This window comes from Bacillus basilensis (assembly GCF_050630465.1).
Taxonomy (GTDB): domain Bacteria; phylum Bacillota; class Bacilli; order Bacillales; family Bacillaceae_G; genus Bacillus_A; species Bacillus_A basilensis.
Genome location: NZ_JBNTQO010000007.1, coordinates 182,105 through 203,619 on the forward strand (window position 1 = coordinate 182,105; position 21,515 = coordinate 203,619).

The 21,515-nt window shown below is 34.2% G+C and carries 28 protein-coding genes and 4 pseudogenes; 10 read left to right on the forward strand and 22 right to left on the reverse strand.

What is annotated here, in order from left to right:
* Window positions 1-77: 77 nt before the first annotated feature.
* Window positions 78-707, reverse strand: a complete 630-nt coding sequence (locus ACQVV1_RS16390) for a Holliday junction resolvase RecU (protein WP_431169162.1) — start codon at window positions 705-707, stop codon at window positions 78-80.
* A 404-nt stretch (window positions 708-1,111) separates the two neighbouring features.
* On the opposite strand from ACQVV1_RS16390, the gene ACQVV1_RS16395 reads away from it, so the two are divergent.
* A complete protein-coding gene (locus ACQVV1_RS16395) occupies window positions 1,112-1,411 on the forward strand; it encodes a hypothetical protein (protein ID WP_431169163.1) in 300 nt (99 codons plus the stop codon).
* Window positions 1,412-2,365: 954 nt separating this feature from the next.
* On the opposite strand, the gene ACQVV1_RS16400 is transcribed toward ACQVV1_RS16395, so the two are convergent.
* Genes ACQVV1_RS16400 through ACQVV1_RS16410 form a run of 3 tightly spaced genes read right to left on the reverse strand, consistent with a single transcriptional unit; the run spans window position 2,366 to window position 3,059 of the window.
* On the reverse strand, window positions 2,366-2,626 hold the full coding sequence (locus ACQVV1_RS16400; RefSeq protein WP_309260331.1) for a hypothetical protein: 261 nt from the start codon (window positions 2,624-2,626) through the stop codon (window positions 2,366-2,368).
* A 34-nt stretch (window positions 2,627-2,660) separates the two neighbouring features.
* Window positions 2,661-2,834 (reverse strand): hypothetical protein, encoded by a 174-nt coding sequence (locus ACQVV1_RS16405; RefSeq protein ID WP_309260332.1) that lies wholly within the window; start codon window positions 2,832-2,834, stop codon window positions 2,661-2,663.
* 3 nt (window positions 2,835-2,837) lie between these two features.
* Window positions 2,838-3,059, reverse strand: a complete 222-nt coding sequence (locus ACQVV1_RS16410; protein ID WP_309260333.1) for a DNA-entry nuclease — start codon at window positions 3,057-3,059, stop codon at window positions 2,838-2,840.
* 838 nt (window positions 3,060-3,897) lie between these two features.
* On the opposite strand from ACQVV1_RS16410, the gene ACQVV1_RS16415 reads away from it, so the two are divergent.
* Window positions 3,898-4,257, forward strand: coding sequence for an FtsB family cell division protein (locus ACQVV1_RS16415; RefSeq protein WP_255181621.1), 360 nt, complete (start codon window positions 3,898-3,900; stop codon window positions 4,255-4,257).
* A gap of 96 nt (window positions 4,258-4,353) precedes the next feature.
* On the opposite strand, the gene ACQVV1_RS16420 is transcribed toward ACQVV1_RS16415, so the two are convergent.
* The 15 genes and pseudogenes from ACQVV1_RS16420 to ACQVV1_RS16490 all read right to left on the reverse strand — a co-directional run.
* Window positions 4,354-4,539, reverse strand: coding sequence for a hypothetical protein (locus ACQVV1_RS16420; RefSeq protein ID WP_309260465.1), 186 nt, complete (start codon window positions 4,537-4,539; stop codon window positions 4,354-4,356).
* 242 nt (window positions 4,540-4,781) lie between these two features.
* Window positions 4,782-5,546 carry a hypothetical protein gene (locus tag ACQVV1_RS16425; RefSeq protein WP_431169164.1) on the reverse strand — a complete coding sequence of 255 codons (765 nt, stop codon included), beginning with the start codon at window positions 5,544-5,546 and terminating at the stop codon, window positions 4,782-4,784.
* Window positions 5,533-5,964, reverse strand: coding sequence for a dUTP diphosphatase (dut, locus tag ACQVV1_RS16430; protein WP_431169165.1), 432 nt, complete (start codon window positions 5,962-5,964; stop codon window positions 5,533-5,535). The genes ACQVV1_RS16425 and dut overlap by 14 nt, the downstream gene beginning before the upstream one ends.
* A complete protein-coding gene (locus ACQVV1_RS16435; protein WP_000375383.1) occupies window positions 5,961-6,095 on the reverse strand; it encodes a Fur-regulated basic protein FbpA in 135 nt (44 codons plus the stop codon). Before ACQVV1_RS16435 ends, dut begins: the two co-directional genes overlap by 4 nt.
* Before the next feature lie 8 nt (window positions 6,096-6,103).
* Window positions 6,104-6,517: a hypothetical protein gene (locus ACQVV1_RS16440; RefSeq protein WP_431169166.1), complete on the reverse strand. Its 414-nt coding sequence runs from the start codon at window positions 6,515-6,517 to the stop codon at window positions 6,104-6,106.
* Between the two features lie 13 nt (window positions 6,518-6,530).
* Complete coding sequence (locus tag ACQVV1_RS16445) at window positions 6,531-6,794, reverse strand: hypothetical protein (protein ID WP_431169167.1); 264 nt, start codon at window positions 6,792-6,794, stop codon at window positions 6,531-6,533.
* Complete coding sequence (locus ACQVV1_RS16450) at window positions 6,791-7,078, reverse strand: helix-turn-helix domain-containing protein (RefSeq protein WP_309260339.1); 288 nt, start codon at window positions 7,076-7,078, stop codon at window positions 6,791-6,793. The genes ACQVV1_RS16445 and ACQVV1_RS16450 overlap by 4 nt, the downstream gene beginning before the upstream one ends.
* On the reverse strand, window positions 6,993-7,256 hold the full coding sequence (locus ACQVV1_RS16455; RefSeq protein ID WP_309260340.1) for a hypothetical protein: 264 nt from the start codon (window positions 7,254-7,256) through the stop codon (window positions 6,993-6,995). The genes ACQVV1_RS16450 and ACQVV1_RS16455 overlap by 86 nt, the downstream gene beginning before the upstream one ends.
* Window positions 7,257-7,259: 3 nt before the next feature.
* Window positions 7,260-8,078: an ATP-binding protein gene (locus tag ACQVV1_RS16460; protein WP_431169168.1), complete on the reverse strand. Its 819-nt coding sequence runs from the start codon at window positions 8,076-8,078 to the stop codon at window positions 7,260-7,262.
* Window positions 8,002-8,835 (reverse strand): annotated as a pseudogene (locus ACQVV1_RS16465) (conserved phage C-terminal domain-containing protein). The gene ACQVV1_RS16460 and the pseudogene ACQVV1_RS16465 overlap by 77 nt, the downstream one beginning before the upstream one ends.
* Window positions 8,836-9,057 (reverse strand): hypothetical protein, encoded by a 222-nt coding sequence (locus tag ACQVV1_RS16470; protein ID WP_270697878.1) that lies wholly within the window; start codon window positions 9,055-9,057, stop codon window positions 8,836-8,838.
* Window positions 9,058-9,246: 189 nt separating this feature from the next.
* A pseudogene (locus ACQVV1_RS16475) lies at window positions 9,247-9,879 on the reverse strand (Sak single strand annealing protein).
* Window positions 9,880-9,896: 17 nt separating this feature from the next.
* Window positions 9,897-10,073 carry a hypothetical protein gene (locus tag ACQVV1_RS16480; RefSeq protein ID WP_242253929.1) on the reverse strand — a complete coding sequence of 59 codons (177 nt, stop codon included), beginning with the start codon at window positions 10,071-10,073 and terminating at the stop codon, window positions 9,897-9,899.
* A 1-nt stretch (window position 10,074) separates the two neighbouring features.
* Window positions 10,075-10,275 carry a hypothetical protein gene (locus ACQVV1_RS16485; RefSeq protein ID WP_431169169.1) on the reverse strand — a complete coding sequence of 67 codons (201 nt, stop codon included), beginning with the start codon at window positions 10,273-10,275 and terminating at the stop codon, window positions 10,075-10,077.
* An 860-nt stretch (window positions 10,276-11,135) separates the two neighbouring features.
* Window positions 11,136-11,471: pseudogene (locus ACQVV1_RS16490) on the reverse strand (phage antirepressor KilAC domain-containing protein); the annotation flags it as partial.
* A 225-nt stretch (window positions 11,472-11,696) separates the two neighbouring features.
* Between ACQVV1_RS16490 and ACQVV1_RS16495 the strand changes: the two are divergent.
* The 4 genes from ACQVV1_RS16495 (at window position 11,697) to ACQVV1_RS16510 (ending at window position 13,547) form a co-directional block, all read left to right on the forward strand.
* On the forward strand, window positions 11,697-12,197 hold the full coding sequence (locus ACQVV1_RS16495; RefSeq protein ID WP_431169170.1) for a hypothetical protein: 501 nt from the start codon (window positions 11,697-11,699) through the stop codon (window positions 12,195-12,197).
* A 192-nt stretch (window positions 12,198-12,389) separates the two neighbouring features.
* Window positions 12,390-12,599, forward strand: coding sequence for a hypothetical protein (locus ACQVV1_RS16500; protein WP_309260344.1), 210 nt, complete (start codon window positions 12,390-12,392; stop codon window positions 12,597-12,599).
* A 142-nt stretch (window positions 12,600-12,741) separates the two neighbouring features.
* On the forward strand, window positions 12,742-12,852 hold the full coding sequence (locus ACQVV1_RS16505) for a YjcZ family sporulation protein (protein WP_000540384.1): 111 nt from the start codon (window positions 12,742-12,744) through the stop codon (window positions 12,850-12,852).
* Between the two features lie 131 nt (window positions 12,853-12,983).
* Window positions 12,984-13,547: a hypothetical protein gene (locus ACQVV1_RS16510; RefSeq protein ID WP_431169171.1), complete on the forward strand. Its 564-nt coding sequence runs from the start codon at window positions 12,984-12,986 to the stop codon at window positions 13,545-13,547.
* A 318-nt stretch (window positions 13,548-13,865) separates the two neighbouring features.
* Here the strand turns inward: ACQVV1_RS16510 and pdxR are convergent, their stop codons facing one another.
* Window positions 13,866-15,257 (reverse strand): MocR-like pyridoxine biosynthesis transcription factor PdxR, encoded by a 1,392-nt coding sequence (gene pdxR / locus ACQVV1_RS16515; RefSeq protein WP_431169176.1) that lies wholly within the window; start codon window positions 15,255-15,257, stop codon window positions 13,866-13,868.
* Between the two features lie 110 nt (window positions 15,258-15,367).
* Between pdxR and ACQVV1_RS16520 the strand changes: the two genes are divergently transcribed.
* The 3 genes from ACQVV1_RS16520 to ACQVV1_RS16530 all read left to right on the forward strand — a co-directional run bounded on the left by ACQVV1_RS16520 (window position 15,368) and on the right by ACQVV1_RS16530 (window position 18,222).
* Window positions 15,368-16,273 (forward strand): DMT family transporter, encoded by a 906-nt coding sequence (locus tag ACQVV1_RS16520; RefSeq protein ID WP_336376717.1) that lies wholly within the window; start codon window positions 15,368-15,370, stop codon window positions 16,271-16,273.
* Between the two features lie 446 nt (window positions 16,274-16,719).
* Window positions 16,720-16,908 (forward strand): DUF4177 domain-containing protein, encoded by a 189-nt coding sequence (locus tag ACQVV1_RS16525; RefSeq protein WP_242253925.1) that lies wholly within the window; start codon window positions 16,720-16,722, stop codon window positions 16,906-16,908.
* A 420-nt stretch (window positions 16,909-17,328) separates the two neighbouring features.
* Window positions 17,329-18,222 (forward strand): helix-turn-helix domain-containing protein, encoded by an 894-nt coding sequence (locus tag ACQVV1_RS16530; protein ID WP_242253923.1) that lies wholly within the window; start codon window positions 17,329-17,331, stop codon window positions 18,220-18,222.
* A 117-nt stretch (window positions 18,223-18,339) separates the two neighbouring features.
* Here the strand turns inward: ACQVV1_RS16530 and ACQVV1_RS16535 are convergent.
* Window positions 18,340-18,668, reverse strand: a pseudogene (locus ACQVV1_RS16535) (LCI fold-containing protein).
* 820 nt (window positions 18,669-19,488) lie between these two features.
* On the opposite strand from ACQVV1_RS16535, the gene ACQVV1_RS16540 reads away from it, so the two are divergent.
* Window positions 19,489-19,734 carry a hypothetical protein gene (locus ACQVV1_RS16540; protein WP_242253921.1) on the forward strand — a complete coding sequence of 82 codons (246 nt, stop codon included), beginning with the start codon at window positions 19,489-19,491 and terminating at the stop codon, window positions 19,732-19,734.
* A 251-nt stretch (window positions 19,735-19,985) separates the two neighbouring features.
* On the opposite strand, the gene ACQVV1_RS16545 is transcribed toward ACQVV1_RS16540, so the two are convergent.
* Window positions 19,986-21,158, reverse strand: a complete 1,173-nt coding sequence (locus ACQVV1_RS16545; RefSeq protein WP_242253919.1) for a serine hydrolase domain-containing protein — start codon at window positions 21,156-21,158, stop codon at window positions 19,986-19,988.
* Window positions 21,159-21,515 lie beyond the last annotated feature (357 nt).

Here is a 21,515-nt window from a genome sequence, read left to right on the forward strand (position 1 = left end):
ACTATCTCTTTGTTGAATAAAGGAAACATGCATAGCGAGTAGCCCCCACCATCCACTCTGCATGGCTCCGTTATCCATTAAGCTTTTAATAACTTGTGTTTCTTGTTGGCCATCTTCTCTTTTGCTGCTTCAATGTTATTTGCTACTTTCTTAGGGTCCTGATCAAATTGAATCATGCCATCAAACATAACTGGCGCTACTGCTTCATCAACGTACTGTAAGTAATCAATCGGTGCTCGTTCTGTCTGTTCTACTAAGTATCCATAAATATCAAAGTCTGCTCTTGGTATAGACTTCTTTCTCTTCGGTTGATGAGACATCCTTACGTAAGATTGAATGACTGATAGTGGTACTACAAATATTGACTTATCCTTACTGAACTCAATAAGGAAGAAACAAATTGCTCCCACCTTCTCGGCCTTCTCCAGGTAATCTAACTGGTGCTCCGCAATGTTCTTTAAATCAAATCGTGTAGCATTCTCTGTAGACTTTGCTTCAAATACTATAGCTCGTCCTTTATATACGCCGTCATAGTCTACTGTACTTTTAGCTTCATAGAATCCATTTAGTACACGACCACCTTTACTTTTTAGCACCTTTACAGGAGTCGGACGCTTGTTTATTAGCGCCACTCTCCCTCTTTGATACATTTCATTCGATAAATTGATAAGCTTCTCAAAAGCCATTCCACGATTTCCTATTCCCATTGTTATTCCTCGCTTCCTACTTGTAAATTTCTACTTCAATTGAATATGCAATATTTCATATTTTATTATTATAATATTTCTTTATTAATCATCACTTTCTATCTCACCATTGATATTCATTGATAAATCAACATTTGTAATTTAATTCTTGATGTTCAATTCCGCTAAAATACATTAATTTTATATATTAAAATAATTAAATTGGAATTTCTTGTTCTACAAATCTTTACGTATTTTGTGTATTATATAGCGGAAGAGTAAGGTAAGAGTTACTCTTTGCCATTTTAGGAAAGGTCCTGTTGGAAACAACGGGGCCTTTTTTCGTAAAAGAATTATTTTGTTTTAATTCTATTTAGAATTTGCTAAAATTCAGTAAAAAATATCATATTAATAAAGGGGCAATCATGAAACATAGTATAAACTTCTGGTCTTTTATTTTTTCATTTGTTTGTGTCGCTTTATTCTTTTTATATCTTGAAGTATGGTCACCTAAAATGAATGGATCTATTATGAATACAATATATTTTCATCCTTTATTCGTTTTGCTAGTTTTAACACTAGGAACTTTTTTTGTTGGTATGATAGGGTTCTCTAAAATAAACAACTGGAAAGCGATGCTTAGGAGCATAATAACAGTCTTTCTGACATTTTCATTATCCGTGTTTTTAGCCATTATTTTGTTTGTGGGATATGGATTAAGTTAAAAAGAAAACCTTTAGGTACCCCTGAATAAAACTCAATATTCCGTCAATAATGTATATGACATCAGATTTTCTCCTTGTTCCCCCTTGGAGATGAGCAGTTAGTTTTAGCTAACTGCTCCTTTATTTATAACAATGATAAAATTATTTAAAATGATTCTTCTTTATTTCTCAATATGAGGAGCCTTGGATTTTTATTAACACTCCTGTAGTATATAGACAAAGAGTAAGGTAAGAGTTACTCTTTGCCATTTTAGAAGGGGTTCTGTTGGAGACAACAGGACCTTTTTTCATATAGAGATTGTTTTGTTTAATTTTTCACCATTAGCCACAAAAATATTTTATAATCGTTATATACTAACTTAAAATAAAGAATTAGGAGTAGATTAAATGCCAGTTACACTTGAACTTATTCTTTTCATTCTTATAGCAATTAGTGCTGTCGGCTATTTAGTAAAAGAATTTCAAAAAACTAGGAAAAGGACACTTGGAATTTCACTAGAATTCTTGGTTCTTTTCTGGTCAATATGGAGAATATCGACTATCATAATCTAATTTATAAAAAATGAATTCCTTCGAATAAAACCCAATATTATGTCCATAATGTTGATAGGCTGTATGCCAAAATTCATTTAGTTTTCTCTGTATCTCCTTGTATTGAGCAGTTAGCTTTTGCTAGCTGCTCTTTGTTTGTAAAAAGCACTCAATTAACTGAACGCGCATATAATATTCTGCGTTCCTTTCTTTGTAAAATAGTCGTTACAAAATGGATCTCGTCACAAGAGCACTTAATAAAGTGCTCTTTTTTGATTTTAAACTAAAACAAAATGAAATTTTTACCATGAAGATAATTATTAAATATTTTTCGCTTATACATTATAATGGAAGAGTTATTGTATATTGGCATTAAGAGGAGCGACCTAATTAAGGGCTTCTCTTTTTTATAAAATAGCATTGTTACTGCAATCTCCCTTTATATATCTTCTTGATCTGCACTTCAGTGAATCCCTCGTACACCGCAAATACTTCAGAGAACTGACTTAAACACATATCAATAATCGTGTCGTCTGTCATTCTAATGTAAAAATACTTAACTTCACCCATGTAATCGTTGTGTAGATAATAACTCTTAATCTCGTGATGGTAGTTATTAGCTTCCAATACTTCATACAGCTTAATTTTCGTTTCATCCATATCAAACATAGATAAATGTCCCATCTCCTTAACAACTCCTTACGTATTAAATAACATTTTATTTTTCATCCTTGTACTCCATCTCCACAAATTCAGCTAAATCAATTTCTTTCATTATCATTTCCTCTAGAAAATAAAACGCTTCTTGTTCTCCTTCGTTTTCTCTTACATTTTGAAACTGTAATTTTTGTTCTTCATTTAATTCAAATTTCACTTTTGCTTCTACAGCCATTATTCATACCTCCATGTCTTTATATTTTTCAAACACCCCATTCTTCTGGAGAGTATTCACTAATTGCCTAATCGTACTTTCCGTTCTTCCTAACGCTAAAGCGATTGCCTTTACCTTTCCGAATCCATAATACTTACATATGTAGGCTAATTCCCTCGTTGTATACGGCTTCTTATGATTCGGATGGTACTTCATTCTGCCCTGCGCACCATATTGAACTTCCACCCTGATCACTTCCTTCCCAAATAGCGTTTTAATTCAATTATCGGTATCACTTCTTCGTGTTCTTATAATCGACATGAAATATTACATATTTCGACATTTTTCTACGCAAATAGTCAAATGTGGTGTATTCTATAGTAGAAGAGTAAGATAAGAGTTACTCTTTGCCATTTTAGGAAAGGGCCTGCTATTTATAGCGGGTCCTTTTTGTTAAACTACAACTAAAATAGCGTTTTTGTATAAGATAATAGCTCTAGATCAATTGGACACATTTACCGATTTATTCACCATTAAATCCATGTTAAAATCTCTTGTGAGTACGACATAACTCAATCTTAGGAAGCCCTGTAACATTTTCTGCGGGACTTCTTTTTTTCAACAAGCCGTTAGTTAACTGTGCTGACTACCTTGATTTACAAAATTACTTTTTGTTCACTTTTTTGATACATTTATGAAACATTCATATGTTATCTTCAGTACGTTCTATTCTTTTTATAATACCGTGTGAAGTATACCAAACCGAGAATCCCTAACCCCCTAAGTTTAGGGATTCTTCATTTAAATACGGATTTTATACACTTTTATTCTTTTCAAAAACCATTATATTTATTATACGTAATATATAAATTTATGTTATAATGTCGTTATGAAACATCACGTGTTTCAAATACAACATTTTTTGATGGCCTCTTATCTTTCCGTAAGAGGTCTTTTTTTAAATAACTATTTTGTTAAGTTTCATAAAACCTCTCTTTGCCTAAATAGGTTCAAAATTATCTATTTTACATATATAATACTTTTAGCAATTTAAATTCTATACATAAGTAATGGAGGCATTAAAATGGGGAGTGTCCCAAATTTACCACCTCAACAATCAATCTCAAAAAAACAAATTAATCCTAATAAGAATCAACAAACGAATAAAAAGCTAAGACGTCGTCTTTTATTAGCGCTTGCTTTTATGCTACCTATGGTTATTTCCATTCAAATTTGCATTTATAAGCAAGAACAAATGATTCAAGAAAAACAAATTACACTTAATAAAGAAAAGAAAAGATTATCTGAAGTAGAACTTATAGGACGTTATTTTGAAAACGATATTAAAACTTTAACAGAGAGTGAAGAAGGTATTTTAAAGTTCGCAAGGAAATTGTATGGATTCTCCAGACCTGATGAAACTATATTTCAAATAACTGAATAACTTTTCAATACATAAGCGATGGTCATAAATCATAGAGCGATTTAATGATCATCGCTTTTTATCAAAATTCTATTAAATAACGCTTTTGTTATAAAACTAATCCATCATTATGCTTTCCACTTTGTTCATGGTGGCTTGCATATCTTGATACGCACCTAATATATCTTTAGTCTTATAGTTACGTTTACCTAAATTTATGTGTATTCCCCATCTAATCACACTGAATCTATCTTCGCTTTTCCGTTGCTTTTCTAAACGAATAACCGCACGTCTACGTACCATCTTCACTACGCTTCCTCATTTTTCTTAACAAAATTCAAATTTGGTCTTTATCAAAAACTTCAATATCATGTAAAACCTGCGCAAAGATTACTTTGATTCAACCTACATAACCAATAAACGTTATATAATGAATTTGCAAATATCCAGTTTGCAAAATACTTACTTTCCATATGACTTATGCTTGAGTGCTAGGTGAAATCCTAGCCTTTTTTTATTTAGTACCTGTAGATCCGAATCCACGATTATTTACAACCAGTAAAGCCTTTACCAATATGTTTTCTTGTAAATATCTCCTCTATTGTCTTGTCTCCTTTTGCAATCATATTTCTCGTGCTGCTATATGAATAATTCAATTCTTCGCACCATTGCACAAGTGTTTTCGTTTCACCTTTATATTCGATATATTTATTTCTAGAAGTGTTATTAGATTGTGTTTTAACATCTGTCCATCTGCAATTATTTGGTTCGTAATTCCCATCATTATTAATTCGATCAATTGTCAATTTATCGTTATATCCATGTTCTAATGCCCATTTTTTAAAAGACTCATAGTCATTTTTCCATTCATCACAAACCGTAATACCTCTCCCACCATATCTAGTGAATCTATAGTTTTTTGGATCGTTGCATCTATTTCGCATTTTTTGATAAATTCTATACAACCTTGTATTAGAATCCTTATGTTTAGAGTGAACCTTTCTATTTGTTTCTACGGAAAGACATCCACAACTCTTTGTTTTCCCACTAGTTAACGAATCACTTCTAGTGATTACATATTCTCCACAATCGCACAGACACTTATAATAGCTTCTATTGTTTTTCACTTCTCTGCTGACTACAGATAATTTTCCATATCTCTTACCTGTATAGTCCTTCGAATACATCGCTTTTCTTCGTTCATTATCACATTTCTTACTACAAGTTTTCCTTCTATCCCAAATACTTTGATCTATTTCAAATATCGACCCACAGATACAACATTCTTTCGATTTTTCATCTAATCCCACGGCTTCCTCTTTCAGAATCCGATAGTTTGTTAACTTCTACAAAATGAGCCGTTTCTACTGGCGCTATGACACCTTGAGCAATACGAGTCCCTCTTTCAATTACATGAGCTTGCATACTTGCCTCTTTAGGGGCTTCAATATTATCAACTAGCACACCAACTTCTCCCCTAAAACCACTATCCACAGTTCCAAGAACTACGCGTAGCTTTGTATCACGCGTCATACCGCTACGCGGGCGCACCTGCACTTCGTATCCTGATGGAATTTCGAAAGCCAATCCCGTTGGTACAACCTTTGTTTCTCCAGGCCAAACAATCGTGTCCTCCGCTGCTACAAGATCAAAGCCACTATCACCCGGATTCGCATATTTCGGCATTTCTACATCTTTCACTCGCTTAATTTTCACTCTTAACTTCATTCCTGATACACTCCTTTTATTAGATTCCACAACTCTTGTTCAGTCATCTCATAAAGTTGTCGCCCTGTCTTTTCCTCTTTATAAATTCCTTTTTGTAGTAAAACATCGATGTAAATTTGTTTCCTGTCCATGTTGCCTCCTAGCTTCTTTTCTTCTTAGCTCTCCTTATAGGTGTGGTCGCTGCCCTTTGTGGACTCCATCCTCCTTTTATTACCCTTGTACTAAATGTGCCATATGAAATACCATTCTCTTCAGCCAAATTGACCATATCTTCCATTGTTACTCTCAATTTCTTTACGGGCCTTTTCGCCGCTTCCTCTGGTGGCATCCCTTTATAAACACGAGTTAAAAATGTCTTTTTTTTAATTCCATTTTCTAAAGCTAGTCTCAACCACTTTTGTTCCCTAAATTGATATTTCCGAGGTGGTGTATTAATTGCCTTATCAATATCCCACCCCATTTGATACACCCTACGATATAACATGTAATAGCCAATTCCGTTCTTCTCGGCTGCTTTATAATCTTCCTTTTCTAGCCATCTATTTATCGTCATAACGCTATGCCTCCTAATCCAAATTCATGATCTCCTCTAAGGTTCTATCCGAAATATAAGTGGTAATGATTTGTATTTTTCCGTATTTCTTTTTAGCCATTTCTATAGCTGCACCCTCAGACTTCGCCTCAAACCAACGAAGCTTCCACTTTTCGTCTTTGTCGTAAAATTCTACTGAATACGTCATAACGCTATTACGCTTCAAAAATTTGTCCGCTGTACTTGTTGCGGTATAATCAAAACTTTCGACTACATCCTCCAGTGTTAGTTGTTTCATGCCCCTAACCCCATTGGACGAGATTTAATTTTGTTCTTATCTGCCTGATCCATGATTAATGCGGCAATTTCTAGTTGATGCCTCTCCAATTCTGTAGCAATTTCAATAATATTTTTGTCTTCGTTCCACATTTTTCGTAATCGAATTACTTCGCTTTCATCAAACACTAAGTCCAACTCTTCTAAAGCGATATATAAATTACGACGCGATTTCTTCATGTACCTTCCCTGCTGCAACGCCATTGTGTAATTTTCCTTTTCCAAATCCGTTCCAAGTCTTGGCATCCCATTTCCCCTCCAGTTGTAATTTATGAATTTCTCTTAGCTCCGCCATAACAGCATGACGCTTTCTATCCACTTCCTCAGGTGTTTGATTTGCCGCTTCGCAAACACATGGCCCAAACTGATACATACCCGTTCCAATGTCGTTCTGAATTACTCCCGTTCCGTTACATGCACACATTGTTTATTCCCCCTTCTTGAAATTTCGTAATCTATAATTATCACCAAACATTTCTAGCATTTTTGCGTTTTCCATCATTCTGCTAAAATCACGTTCTCCGTACATTTCCGCTAACTGATCAACACTAAAATTCGTTGTAAATAAAGTGCTCTTCCCAATTCGACTATCTACAATTTCATTTGTCTTCGTTTGCTTCCAAGTAACGCCTTCTTTATTTTTTTCCGTGAATTCTGCTCCAAAGTCATCAATAATAAGAACATCCACTTTAGCAAGAAGTGACATAAGCTTGTCCTCTGTTAATTCGCTATTTTTATTCCACGTAGACTTTATTTTTGTGAACAACTTGTTCATTTGAATGAACATCGCGCTGTATCCACATTTCATTAGTTCTTTAGTAGCTGCTACACACAAATGACTTTTACCAACTCCGTAATCGCCTGTAATAATCATGCTTGTTGGATCTTCTTTGCTGTATGTAGAAACAAAGTTCATGATTGTCTCTTTTGCATCTGATAAATCCTTTGTAGGAGGTACATAATTATCAAAATTAGCCTTCTTTAATTTGTCGTTAATTAGACTGTTGTCTGCAAACGAATCGTATAAACTAATAACTTGGTTCCTCTTTTGTATTACAAGCGTTTCCTGGGCTAACTGAACGTCCTGAGGTGCAATCTCTTTACAATGCCAGCAGTAGGCTTTGTTATTTTCATCAAGGAACTTTTTACGTCCACATAAATCACATCTTTCATTTGCGACCTTTGGTAAAGTCATATTTGTTGATGAAGCTATTATCTTTGCCATTGACACTGCCGCTGCTTGCATTAGAATCCACTCCTTTTATTTTTTCATTTAAGTAACCTTCAAATTTAGTCCCGAATAACGTTTCTGGTCGTAAATACGGGTTCATATGGAAGTCTTTTAACCATTGTGCTGTTTTGATATCAATAACTCGTTTAAAAACATCTATAATAAAACCGTCTTTAAATCTAGCTTTGATTAACGATCTAGTTTTCGCTGTTTTATGTTTAAAAGATTTACCCGCTTGTTCATTAAGATAAGAAACGATATCTTCATAAGGGATACAGTCTTTTGACCGTTCTTTTTGGTCAGAAGGCATATTATCTTTTAATGTAGTAATCTCTGTTGTGTTCTTTGTTGTATTCTCTGTTAAAGATTGCGACGTTTTGTCAGAATGGATTCCGACACCTTGTAAGGTTTGATTCTGACAAAGTGTAAGAATGGATTCTACCAATTTGTTATAATCCAATTTGTAGTGGACCGTAGGAGCTCCATTCGCTTTTTTTAAGGCTGTCTCTACTAAGCCATCATTAACTAATTTTTTTGTTGAATACCTAACTTGTCATTCTGTTAAGCAAATTTCCTCTTCCCATTCTTTGTATGTTTTATAAAAGAATCCATCTGTTCTCTTCGATTTATCACTATAAAATACGATTTGATTAAGAAGTATCGCTGTTGTGAGATCGCCTGTTAACTTAACAAACAATTTTGGTACAACAACTATGTTTTCTTGTCCACTTATTTGAGAAATGATTGTACGTATCGTGTTGTAGTTACTCACTTAGTTCACCTTCTTCATCCAACATTCATAACTTACTGAGTCTTCCATGCCAGTAAACCGAACTTTGTCTCTCCCCTTGAATTTACCCTCGTGATGAAAAGTTCTTTCTGCTCTATATACCCGCTTAATTGGCGTTACATAGTCATAACCTCGTTTTTCTAAATCACGCACTGCTATTAGCATTTCTCTCATCGATCCACGTCTGACAGGTATCTTAAACATCATGCATTCTCCCTTTCGCATACCGCTATGGCGCCTTGAACCTTAATCACTTTGTATCCTGGATAGCGATCGGGAGTAATGTACTCTATCGCCTTTTCCCTTGCTTCCTCTTTATTCCGTGCGCCCCTCCACACCCACGCTAGAAGGACGACTTTAGATTTATTTTTGTCTAACAGGCTTAGCATCTCCTTAGTTTGTTTGTTCTATTTTTTCAACCTGTCTTGTTCTTCAATTTCAGAAGTTTCTTTTTCAGCCTGTTTAACCCACTTTGTTGATTTCTTAAGTACTTCCTCGGCTTGTTTTAATGTCAATTCACCAACTTCTTTAATGCTTAAGTATCCTTTAATCGTGTCTTCATCCACTTTCCGAAGAGTAGCCAACTTTTTAATGTTTAATTTGATTGCTCCAACTTGTTGAGCATTAATCATTTCTTCTTGTACTTCTGGTAGGTCTTCACCCGCATAGATGTATAATCCCAATCCGTGAAGCGCTATTGCCTTAACTAAGCAACGTTGAATACTAGTGTTAATATCGAAGCTGTTAGGCTCTGCAATGGGCTTATTTTGATTGTTAAGTATTGGGTGAACCTGACTTAGTGGTATTTCCTTGTACAGTTACTTCAACTTCTACAAAGTAACCGCAATCTGTTTTAAGGTAAGGTACTCCATTGAATCGTTTTACCTCCCATGTCGCTGTTGGATCTACTTCACGAAGCTTTTTAACCGCCCATGCCCATGATAAGTAATTAAAGCGCCCTTTCTTTTCAACATGTTCCGTGCAATCTATTTGAGCTAATTTAGAAAAGTAATTTTCAGTTGTCATACGAATCTCCCTCTCTTTTAAAATGGTGCTAATTCCGTTTGTTTACTAGCTTCATACACTTCCATAAGTGACTGTAATCCGTATTCGTAAGCCACAACCATCAATGCAGCATTTGGTTCGTTACTTTGTTTGTATCGTTCAACTAAACTCTTCATAATTTGAATTTCAGCTTCAATTTTGTTTTGTAGACTCATCTTATTCACCTGCTACTTTCTTCATCGAATGTTCTTCAACGTATTGTTTGATGCATTCGGATTCGTTATGGATTGGATCCCCACTAAAATCAAGGTATCCTTCTCCGTAGAAGATTTCTCCGCCACATCCTTGACAGTAATCCATGAAATCTCTAGCTGATGAATCGTGATGATTTCCATAAGTAATTGGATTTTCAACCATTTCCATATTCCTCCTTATTTAATAAGAGAAACAAAATATGTTATAATGTAGGTACGGATATTTATTTGTTTCTCTAAAATCGTCCTATTGGTGGGGGCGGTTTTTTATTTCTCAACAAAATAGACTGAATTTTCAATCTTTAACCTGTCATTTTCATTGAGTTATTGATAAAATAGAATCAACCTGTTGAAACACCCTTCTTGGATACCTGTGCCTCCCCGTACAGGTATTTTTAATGCCAGTTTTAAACTAGCAGATGCATTGTTCTCACCCTTTCTGATGCTTTCACACATCGGAATATCTAGGAACCCATTTACTAGGTGGGGGATACCATTAGATTCCTGAATATTACGACAAGCAAGAGCTTGTCCTATTAACTCTATAAAGACGCTATTACAAACATAAGCCCTTATGGATTCTTTGGATTATCAACTTTTTTCATAATTTTCATCATAGTTTTTCACATTCACATTTATGTAACATTTATATATAATGTTTAAATGAATTATGTGTTAAACTTATAACATTCCAAGAAGTCCTTTACTTTTAGAATCGACAATTCTTCAATACCCTTAGTCTTGCCCTGCATCCCCTTGCAGGGCTTTTATCATTTAGCTAGAGTATAAACTCCTTATGCATTTCCTCAACCTTATCTACGCTGTTATGTATCCCTCTAACTCTTAAATCTTTTATGATCCACAAGAGTTTCTTTTGTTCGTATTCATCTCGCTGCTGTTTATCCATCACTTTTCATCCTTCATAAACCTTTTATCTATACGTTCCATCACATAAGCGAATCCGCCTAACGCTGCGAAAAATACAGCAACCATACATAAAGAAAACATACTTTCTTCTGGCATCTAAACCGCCTCCTGTTCTTGTTTTTTCTTCAGTCGGTCTATGATGTATGCTTGTCCTTTTGGCGTTACGTATGTTGTTGTCCATGTGAATGGCTCTCCACAAGGCTTCTGTTTAACACCTTGTGCGATTTCGAAGTATCCCTTTTCAACTGATGCCTGAGTTGGTTCAGTAGATCGTTTGAAGATTAAGTTCCACTCTCTAAGTTTTGCGAACAACTGACGTTGCCCAATTTTGACATTGTGTTTGGTTGCTAACTTAGCAACTTCACTCACCTTTAGCGATTCGTTGGATTGCATACAAGCTTCTGCAAATGTCACAAGCGGTTGTTGCTGAAGGTGTAAATGTATTATTCCTCCTTGCTATTCCAACGCTAGTTAACTTCTTTGTCTCGCCAACTGTCGTTTTCCAAGCACGCCACCGCTTTCCTTTGTCTAATTTTTTAATCGACGTGGTTCACGTGCCAAAAGAGCATTTTTAAATGGGGTACCGCCAGCATTTCGAAAAAAAACACGATTATTTTTATGGTAAAATTTATATAAAAAATTAAGGATGTTTTTATTATGGAAACTACAAAAACGAGTTTAATTCAAATCCTTTGGGATGGACCATACAATATTGCAGACCTAGTAAAACTAAAAAATGAAGAAATCGATTATGGAATTTATCAGATTTATGGGAATCACCCTGTGTATGGTAATGACGTTCTGTTGTATATTGGAAAAGCAGATTTTCAGACTATAGGGCAAAGAATTTCCCAAGAAAATTGGCCGGACACTAGCGATTCTAACAATACTAAAATATATGTTGGAAGGTTTTACGGTTCTAAAAACCCAACTGAAACTGAATGGTCAGTAGAAATTGACTTGGCTGAGAGATTGTTAATTTATGTTCATAAACCTGCATATAATTCTAAAAGTATATCCTCGCTAAAGGATTTAAAATTTCAGGATATTCATATCTTAAACTGGGGTAATTATAGATCTCTTCTCCCTGAAATTTCTGGATTAAGATGGACAAGTAAGTTAGACGATTTGGTATTTGAAATGTATAAATGGGTGTAGTCTCACTTGTAAATTAATTAAACTTTATAAATAGATGTAGCAAAATAAAGTTGGGTGGGAGCCCAGATATATTTGTACTGTAAGAAAAGTCTTATGTAGAACAAGTAGAGGAAGGCACCTTTGGGTGTCTTTTCTTATTAGACAAAACAATATAAGTTGTATTATAAATATAAAAGGATAAAAGGAAGGTAAGTGAATATCATAATTAATTTTGAACCATTTAACCCAACTATAAATGACTTAGCAATCAAACTTGCTATCGTAATATTTATACCATTATTCTTAGCGTTAATTGTCAAAGTGGTACTTATGAAATTTATGAAAGAATCAATTGCTGGCAGATTAGCTAGCCTATCTTTGTTATTTTTTATGTACTATGTATTTAAATTTATTACAGAGTAAAAAGGCGCTTGAAGACATCTTTTCTTTATTTTCAAAAGGACCTGCTCAATTCATTCTTCAAAACATAAGGTGAAGTGAACCCATTAAATTACATGGAATGAACCCTAGTTTTACCCTCTGATCTAAAGGAGGAACTATCGTTATGGGATATGGTGGTACTTGCGGTGAAGGCTGCGGCTTTGCTGGAGGATTTGCTTTATTAGTTGTATTATTTATTCTATTAATCATTATTGGCTGCACTTGCTTCTGCTAAAAACTATTGGAAAAGGCACCTTTGGGTGTCTTTTTTTGTACACCTTCGACATAATATGACAATATAGCGATTAATAGTTTGTTATCATAGTTCAGGTAATCTTACATTTTAGACACTGGGGGATACATATTATGAACAATAAACTATTACTCGCACTAACAAGCTGCGTTTTAATTATAGGATTGGCAGCATGCTCATCTAACGAAAACGCAAGTACAGTTAATGACTCTAAAGCTGAAGAGAAAACACAAAAAGAAGCCGATAAGGACCAGAAGGCTGAAGAAAAGACTAAACAAGAAGAACAACAGCGTCAAGAAGCTGAGGCGCAACGACAGGCTGAAGAAGAGAAAGCTAAACAAGAAGAACAGCAACGTCAAGAGGCCGAAGCACAACGACAGGCTGAAGAAAAAGCGAAGCAAGAAGAACAACAACGTCAAAAGCAGGAACAATCCCATAAACAACAAGAAGCACAAGTGCAAAAACAAAAAAAGACAGAGAAAGAAGCACGTGAAGAACAAGAAAGTTTAGAGTACGCAAAAAGGAGAGCACAATCATTTGAAGATAAAGAACGAGAAAAAATGAGTTGTGACGACGCGAAAAATGTTCTCGAACAATTAAAAAATGCCGAACAGAATCCGGCTATAAAAGATAGTATTGTAAAGTACCAAGAAAAAGTAAATATGTGCAGCAATTAATAAAATAACTTAACATGGTAAAACACCATTTAGATGGGAGTCCAATACATATTATTAAAATTAAAGTGGTTCAAGTCGGAAGGCACCTTAGGGTGCCTTTTTTTAATAGGGACCCCACCCCATCGCTATCAAGCTAAAGATTTATTGCAACCCCATGCACATCAACTTAAGTTTTTTAAGTACCCAAAAACGAATTCCCCACCTTGTTACAGCTATTTAAGGGTATTAGGCTCACTTTTTCCTTTTGGGGAACAATTAATTTCTTAACTTGACGGCCATGTACAATGACCCCTAATAGGAAGAATGCAAAAATCAAGATTACAGCCAAATTTTTGCTAATTGAGAAACTCCCTCTATTATCTTTTTTTCACATAAATCACCCAATCCAAGTTGAATATGCGGATATCGTGGTGTATATTTCGAGAAATATTTTGAACAAGGATAAACTACAATTCCGTGTTCATATGCCCTTTCAATTAGCATTTTTTCACTCATTTCCGTTTTCACTTCAATAATAACGAAAATTCCAGAGCTACCACCTTTTATTTCAACATAATTCTTAAAATGTTTTAATAATTCCCTATTCAATAGTTTCATTTTACGTTTATACAAAGCTTTCATCTTCCTTAAGTGTGAGTACCAATATCCTTCATTCATAAAGGTCGCCAGTGTTCGCTGATGGATAGATGAGGATGTTTGCTCAAGCAAAGGGAGTATCTTTTTATATTCACTTATTAGCCTTCTAGGCAAAACCATATAACTGACACGGATAGAGGGTAGTAGTGCTTTTGAAAAAGTTCCTAAATAAACCACCCTATCATTAGAATCTAAGCTTTGAAGAGACGGTATAGGTTGATGGATGTATCGAAATTCACTATCATAATCATCCTCAATAATATATCCTTCCACCCTTTTTGCCCATTGAATTAACTTTAATCTCTCATTGACGGGTATAGTCACTCCATATGGAAAGTGGTGAGTAGGAGTGACATATAAAAGTCTAGAAGGCGATTTTAAAAGGAGATCGACTTGAATGCCTTGTTCTTTTACCGGGATTGGATCAATGATAAATGATTGAAGAACAAAAAGTTCCCTTGCCACATTATATCCAGGGTCTTCTACTGCCAGATAATGATAGTCTTGCTTTAGCAACAACGACAAAAGTAATAACAAGTGCTGTGTGCTACTGCCAATAATAATTTGTTCTGCAGAAGTATTAACTCCTCTTGATTGAAACAAGTAATCTGCTAGTACCTTTCTTAATTTAATGTCGCCTTGTTTTTCTCCGTATGAAAACATGCTAGAGTCTTTAATGATTTTATTTGTAAGCATTCTCCATTTTTTCAAAGGGAAGTTCTCTTGATCCACTGTCCCAATTTTAAAGTCAATGGTATTCATGGCAGCATGATTTGTTTCATGATGCTGTTCTCTAATGGGTTCATAATTAAGTATCTCATCCGATATAGTAGCCTCTACAAAAAATCCCTTTTTGTTCTCACTTCGAATATATCCTTCCGATTGCAGTTGTTCATAGGCTACTTGAGTTGTGTTTCTGCTGACCTCTAATTGGATAGCAAGTTGTCTAATCGATGGCAACTTGCTATCCTTTTCTAATTTACCAGATAGAATCTGAGTACGTATGTATTGATAAACTTGTTGGTACATAGGAGTGTTGCTTTCTCGATTGATATTAAATATTAGTTCATTCATCATTGTAATACCTCATCTGTCATTTGTATTTATTATAAACTGTACCTTTTATAAATGACGGTATAAATGAATAATAAATTTAGAAAAAAATTGAATTTGGGAGAAAACTTATGACAATATTTATGTACATATTTTGTTTGATTGTATGGGGACTCAACTTTATTGCGGTAAAAATTCAAGGAACTCCTGTCAGCTTAGAATTATCCTTAACGTATCGTCTAGTTATGACAGCTTTTTTATTTTTGATACTTGTTTGGTTCCTTCGACCAAGAGGGATGCCAACAAGAAAAGATATCCCATTTGTAATAGTTTTTGGTGTATGTAACTTTGCATTAAGCTATTTATGCCTTTATTACGCCACAATTTTGAGTTCTGCAGCAATCGTAACATTGATTTTTTCATTAAAGGTGATTTTGACCCCGATTACCCTTCGGATTTTTTTAAAAGAAAAGTTACATTCACGCGTTTTGTTTGGGGGGATTTTTGGTGTATTAGGCGTATGTATTCTCATCTATCCGAACTTGAACAACTTTCAAGGGTACAATGACATAAAAGGAATTATAGTTGCGATCTTAGGTACGTTTCTTACAGCAGTAGGTGATGCTAGCTCGGCACGAAATGCAAGTCACAAAGTGAATCCTATCTATGCAAATGCCATTGGATTTACAGTGGGCAGTATATTGATGGGAGTAATTGTATTATTTCAAGGACAAGAATTTATATTTCCAACATCGTTTTCATATTTATTTGGGTTGTTATATTTAACTCTGGTTGCTTCATTTGTAGCATGGTTATTCTATTTGAAGCTTGTAGAAAAAATTGGAGGAGCTCAAAGTGGCTATATGGTTGCACTTTTCCCGGTAATTGGAGGAATAGCTTCCGTTTTAATCGGTGAGTCAGATCCATCATTGTATTTGTTTGCTGGTTGTTTTTCTAGCTGTATTGGCGCTGCTATTGCATTAGGGTTTAGAACTCGGAAGCAAGTTGCAAAATTACCTCTAAAAAGAGTTACTTAATAAGGAATAAGTGTTGTGAACTTGAAAATAGAGCTCATTTATTTGGTATGCAAAACTTTAAAGAGCTTATACTGGATTTTTAGAAAAAAGAAAAAAATCTCAAGTGAAATTAAACTTATATAATCTTAGCTTGATGAGCATGGGGTACCGCCAGTATTTCGGGAAAAACCACGCTAAGAGTATACAAGATTTTATACAGTTTTTCGGTTAATCCAATAACAGACAAGAACCCTACAACCGCACCAGGATAAGAATGTATAAAAAAATGCATAGATCCATAGAACAAAAAAGAAGGTTCTCTTGTGAGAATAGGATTCCCCCCTTTTCCTTGCTACCGATAATTTGAGACGTTATGTTAACCAAACGTGTATAGAGTATACAGTCAAAAAAGTACAATACATCGCTTCTTCTAAATGGTACAATTAGGGAAAAAGGGGTGGAAGAATATGTATGATTATAAATTTGTGAAAGTCGAAATTGATGGATGGAAAGGGCAACCCAAAGAAGATTATAAGCGTATTATTATAGAACATGCTGAGGATGGTTGGGAATTTGTTCAAGTCCTTACTCTAACACTCGCAGGATATACGAGTTCTTTGGAGATTATCTTCAAACGAACCAAAGAACTTCTTTAAAAAACGAAAGAGGTTTGCCTGAAATAACATACAAAAAGAACTGAAATATTTTGGGATCTAATTGTTCTCGATTTAACTTATAAGACAAATAAGCTAATATTAATCAACTTCCATATGGACAACTTATTGTATTTTTTTGCTTAGCGTGTTTTTCTTCAAAAATGCTGGCGGTACCCAGATATTACTTAACATGGTAAAATAATATTTGGATGGGAGTCCAATACATATTATTAAAATTAAAGTGGTTCAAGTCGGAGGAAGGCTCCTTAGGGGGTCTTTTTTTATGCATAAAAAGCCTCATCTTCCTATAGAAAGGATAAGACCTTTACAACAAACAATAATTGCAATTACATTAATTTTACATTACATTAAGATTAAATAATATTACGCTAATAAAGCGCTAAATAGTAGGTGTAGAAAATGGAATTTAACGATTTGGGTATTACCATTAAAGAACTTCGAATGAAAAAAAATATATCTCAATCCGAATTATGTCATGGAATATGTTCACAAAGCCAAATTAGCAAGATCGAAAAAGGTGTGATTTATCCATCTAGCATATTGTTATATCAATTATCAGAAAGACTTGGTGTTGATCCAAATAATATATTTGCACTAACTCAAAACAAAAAAATTAAATATATAGAAAATGTAAAACATGTAATAAAAGATTGCCTAAAACAAAAACAATATAAAGAACTTTATGAAATAGTAAAAAAAGAGAAATACTTAAATAATTTTCAAACAAAAGAAGAGAAACAATTTCTAATATGGCATGAAGCAATTGCTATATTTGAGGTGAATAGATCAACAAAAACTGCTTTAACTCTTTTAAATAATGGATTAAAACTAACTGTAACGAATGTTGATTGTTTATCAGAAAGAGAAATCGATATTATGCAGACAATGGCTATATTTTATGCTGAAAACAAAGAATATGAAAAAAGCATTAATATATTAAGAAAATGTTTAACTAATTTTAATAAGTTAGATTTTCCTAGAGATAAAGAAATTAAATTAAAAATCATTTTCAATTTAGCAAAAACTTTGGCCTCCACATATCAACATGAAGAGGCAATAAAATACATTGATAAGGGCATCAAATTAGCAATTAATCTAAATACTTTATACCTATTAGGTGAATTATTCTATTTAAAAGGTCAGTATTTATTAAAGATTAAACAACACAATGTAGAAGATGTTGTTTATAACTGGAAAAAAGCATTATTTATATTTGAACTAACCGAAAAAAAACATTATATACAAATGATTAAAGAAAAACTTATTGAAATACAGAATAAAAAACACTCATAATTTCGTAAAAACTACTTACAAATCCCTATAGTTTTTAAACTTAGCACTATATTGTTAAAATTAAAGTGGTTCAAGTCGGAAAAAGGCACTCATTTGAGTGCCTTTTTTATCAAAACTTTATTTTCTTGCCTCATAGTGACCATATGCACCGCCATATCCATCGTACCTTGTAATACCTTTAAAATACCACGTTTTCCCTTCGCTATAAAAAGAATTAGCGAAGTAGCCATCAGAACTATAGAAGTCATAAGTTCTATAGATATTTTGCCCAGAAACATCGTGGAACCAAAAATCATATTCACTATTATAATAGTCCGCAATTAATGCTTTTGTTGGTGCAACTTGTTTAGTACTATCTACACCTTCTGTACTCGCTGACGCTGCCCCGATCCCCCTGTCAATGCAATACCAGTTGCTAATGCTCCTACTACTAATTTCTTGAACATAAAAATTCCCCCTTAATATTTTTTATAACTTGCACCTTAAATGTATCACTTTGGTGATTTTTGTAAATATTTTGAATTTGTAGAAATATTTGTTTAATTTTTGTCAATATTTATAATCTATTTTGTCGAATGGAAAATAGAGGGATTTATTGTGATATGTAATAATGCATGTTCATTTAGAAAAAAATCGTGATAAAATCTAAGCACCTGTTCTATTTTTTTCAGTTAAAATGGAAACCTTACTTCTTATTTACCACAACAAGAGAAGGCACCTTTGGGTGTCTTCTCTTTATTTCTCAATATAACAACTTTAAGAATATGATATTATTTTAATGCAAAGTCCCTTTTGTGCAATGAGATAGTAGTACCCAATAAAAAAGCCCACCTATTTCCGTAGGTGGGCCTTATCTTTATTACACAATACCAAATTATACCCTCTATTTCTCATAAACTTTATGTAATTATACATATATGAAAAATTCACACTAAATGAATATTACATGTAGTAAAATATAAATTGTGGACACGTTCTATAAAGCAGATTCTTTTAAAAGACGTAACATATCAACCATTATAAAAGATATGCCTTCACTCTATTACTGATCTCAAATCTCTTGTGCTTTGTGAACTAACAATCTGGTGTATATAGACGATTCTGTTTTATAGGATGTGTTTACACGTATAACAAAGGGATAATACGGATAAATTTATACAAAATGAATGTGGTTCAAGTCGGAGAAAGGCACCTTTGGGTGTCTTTTCTTTACAGAAAATATAATGTATTATTAATATAAAGTGATTTTAAAGAAAGGAAAATGATATGGATTTCCAAATAAGTTTACCTCATCCATTCCAAGGAGTACCTGCGATTGTAGGGATTGGTTTATTGATTTTTATTGTATTATGTGCAGGACTTGCGATATTCTCAGACTGGATTCGAAGTGTAATCTCTAATCAAACTAGACAGTATATTCAACTTGGTTTCATGGTACTGCTATTTGCATTTATTGTTATAGCAATCAAAAAACCTGAATATAGGGATAGCACCACATCACCATCAAGCTAAGATTTTGAAGTACCCCCAAAACGAAAATTTTGTACATTTTATAGCAACAAAGCTCATTTTTTCGTTTTGGGGTTAACCTGCTCTGTTAGGTTGATGGGCATTGGGTAACTCCACGTGACCATCAACTTAAGAAGAATAAACGCCACCAAAACAAAAAAAGCCCCAAATTTTTCTTGAAAATAAGTTGGGGTTTTTGAACCAGAAAAGTATATTTTTAACTATGAAAACTACGTTAAATTTTTCCTTTTTTCCTACTTGCTAAATTCAGCAAGTAAAATATTTTTAAAAGGATCAGGATTTTCAGCTTTTCCCAAACTGTTCAAATTGACGGCTAACGTATGCTTACCTCCAAGTGTACCCCCAGCAAAAGTACTAAACCCTGGAATGCCACCTGAGTGCCCCCATATTGAGACACCGTTTGGAAGCCTAGTTTCATAGATTCCAAGACCATATCCGACGATTTCAGCACTTCCTGTAGGAACTGTAGTAAGCATTTGTTTTAGTTGCTGTTCCTTCAGTAATTTACCACTGAGCAAGTAAGAGAAGAATTTGTTTAAGTCGTCAGCAGTAGAAATCATATCTCCAGCCGAGTTACCTATACTTGGATTATAATACGTAATGTCTTTTAGCTCACTTGCTCCGTCTGGTTGGAAATATCCACGGGCATGGTTGGTGCCTGGAATAACGCTTGAATTGCCAGGTAGAAATGTATTTGACAATTCAAGTGGTTCAATAATTCGATTTTCAATCTCTTCCGCATAGCTGTTTCCAGTTACTTTTTCGATAAGAATACCCAGTAATACGTATCCTGTGTTTGAATAAGACCAGCCCTTTCCTGGGGCAAAGTCTGGGGGCAGCGAAAGTCCCAATTTCACTAGATCTTCAGCAGTAAACGATTTATTTCTATTCTTAAAAAAATCAGCTTCTTTTGTCCTTGAGTATTCAGCGATACCACTTGTATGGTTCAATATCTGCCGGATAGTAATCTGTTTAGCATCATATCCGTTTCCTTGAATAACACCAGGCAACCATTTTTCGATGGAATCGTCTAGATTCAGGCGATTCTCTCCAGCTAATTGCAGTACAACCGTTGCGGTGAACGTCTTCGTTACGCTGGCAATACGAAAGCGAAAATCTGTTTTCATTGGTTTCTTGGTGCTCAGATTCGCTACCCCAGCGGCATAACCCCACGTTTTTCCACCCTCATAGGTTTTAACAAGTATCCCCGGGAATCCAAGATGCAATGTATCTCGCATTGCTTGCTTGACGGAATTACGATCTCGTTGAGTGCTTGTGTGTGACGAACTAGATACATTTTCAGTGGACTCTGCTTTTACAATTGAGGCTGGTGTTGTGTATAACAGGGAACTTCCAGCTATTACAAGGGCAAGACTTGCAAATGTAATTTGACTACGTGTCTTCATAAAAAATTCCTCTCCTCTATTCATATTGTATAGGTGGCTGCTTGCTATTTCATGCTAACCACACAGCTATCATCTCTACCAATGACTAAAGGGCAACATGGTATTCGTAATGATCTTCATAATGATTATTTTTACAAACGTCAGTCTGTCCTAACAAACGGTGAACCCCTCTTTTTTTACTAAATATATCTTACCAAACCTAATCCCCCTTTCACTCTTCTTTATATTTTTATCCTACACAATAAAAATTTCTTTTTTCTTATCCATTACTTACAAATTTCTTACGTTCAAAATAGCTTCTATAATAAGATAGAAGGAGCATCTGTTTCCGAAAACGCAAATTATTTTCCAATAAAT

What these genes read in the sequence shown, in the direction of transcription:
- ACQVV1_RS16540 (WP_242253921.1), top strand. Translation starts at nt 19,489, where the DNA reads ATGGATTTCCAAATAAGTTTACCTCATCCATTCCAAGGAGTACCTGCG.
- ACQVV1_RS16450 (WP_309260339.1), bottom strand. Translation starts at nt 7,078, where the DNA reads ATGCCAAGACTTGGAACGGATTTGGAAAAGGAAAATTACACAATGGCG.
- ACQVV1_RS16525 (WP_242253925.1), top strand. Translation starts at nt 16,720, where the DNA reads ATGTATGATTATAAATTTGTGAAAGTCGAAATTGATGGATGGAAAGGG.
- ACQVV1_RS16405 (WP_309260332.1), bottom strand. Translation starts at nt 2,834, where the DNA reads ATGGCTGTAGAAGCAAAAGTGAAATTTGAATTAAATGAAGAACAAAAA.
- ACQVV1_RS16400 (WP_309260331.1), bottom strand. Translation starts at nt 2,626, where the DNA reads ATGGGACATTTATCTATGTTTGATATGGATGAAACGAAAATTAAGCTG.
- ACQVV1_RS16470 (WP_270697878.1), bottom strand. Translation starts at nt 9,057, where the DNA reads ATGTTTAAGATACCTGTCAGACGTGGATCGATGAGAGAAATGCTAATA.
- ACQVV1_RS16460 (WP_431169168.1), bottom strand. Translation starts at nt 8,078, where the DNA reads ATGCAAGCAGCGGCAGTGTCAATGGCAAAGATAATAGCTTCATCAACA.
- ACQVV1_RS16420 (WP_309260465.1), bottom strand. Translation starts at nt 4,539, where the DNA reads ATGGTACGTAGACGTGCGGTTATTCGTTTAGAAAAGCAACGGAAAAGC.
- ACQVV1_RS16520 (WP_336376717.1), top strand. Translation starts at nt 15,368, where the DNA reads ATGACAATATTTATGTACATATTTTGTTTGATTGTATGGGGACTCAAC.
- ACQVV1_RS16440 (WP_431169166.1), bottom strand. Translation starts at nt 6,517, where the DNA reads ATGACGATAAATAGATGGCTAGAAAAGGAAGATTATAAAGCAGCCGAG.
- ACQVV1_RS16480 (WP_242253929.1), bottom strand. Translation starts at nt 10,073, where the DNA reads ATGAGTCTACAAAACAAAATTGAAGCTGAAATTCAAATTATGAAGAGT.
- ACQVV1_RS16510 (WP_431169171.1), top strand. Translation starts at nt 12,984, where the DNA reads ATGAACAATAAACTATTACTCGCACTAACAAGCTGCGTTTTAATTATA.
- ACQVV1_RS16435 (WP_000375383.1), bottom strand. Translation starts at nt 6,095, where the DNA reads ATGGACAGGAAACAAATTTACATCGATGTTTTACTACAAAAAGGAATT.
- ACQVV1_RS16445 (WP_431169167.1), bottom strand. Translation starts at nt 6,794, where the DNA reads ATGAAACAACTAACACTGGAGGATGTAGTCGAAAGTTTTGATTATACC.
- pdxR (WP_431169176.1), bottom strand. Translation starts at nt 15,257, where the DNA reads ATGAATGAACTAATATTTAATATCAATCGAGAAAGCAACACTCCTATG.
- ACQVV1_RS16485 (WP_431169169.1), bottom strand. Translation starts at nt 10,275, where the DNA reads ATGGTTGAAAATCCAATTACTTATGGAAATCATCACGATTCATCAGCT.
- ACQVV1_RS16395 (WP_431169163.1), top strand. Translation starts at nt 1,112, where the DNA reads ATGAAACATAGTATAAACTTCTGGTCTTTTATTTTTTCATTTGTTTGT.
- ACQVV1_RS16390 (WP_431169162.1), bottom strand. Translation starts at nt 707, where the DNA reads ATGGGAATAGGAAATCGTGGAATGGCTTTTGAGAAGCTTATCAATTTA.
- ACQVV1_RS16505 (WP_000540384.1), top strand. Translation starts at nt 12,742, where the DNA reads ATGGGATATGGTGGTACTTGCGGTGAAGGCTGCGGCTTTGCTGGAGGA.
- ACQVV1_RS16495 (WP_431169170.1), top strand. Translation starts at nt 11,697, where the DNA reads ATGGAAACTACAAAAACGAGTTTAATTCAAATCCTTTGGGATGGACCA.
- ACQVV1_RS16415 (WP_255181621.1), top strand. Translation starts at nt 3,898, where the DNA reads ATGGGGAGTGTCCCAAATTTACCACCTCAACAATCAATCTCAAAAAAA.
- ACQVV1_RS16545 (WP_242253919.1), bottom strand. Translation starts at nt 21,158, where the DNA reads ATGAAGACACGTAGTCAAATTACATTTGCAAGTCTTGCCCTTGTAATA.
- dut (WP_431169165.1), bottom strand. Translation starts at nt 5,964, where the DNA reads ATGAAGTTAAGAGTGAAAATTAAGCGAGTGAAAGATGTAGAAATGCCG.
- ACQVV1_RS16530 (WP_242253923.1), top strand. Translation starts at nt 17,329, where the DNA reads ATGGAATTTAACGATTTGGGTATTACCATTAAAGAACTTCGAATGAAA.
- ACQVV1_RS16455 (WP_309260340.1), bottom strand. Translation starts at nt 7,256, where the DNA reads ATGTGTGCATGTAACGGAACGGGAGTAATTCAGAACGACATTGGAACG.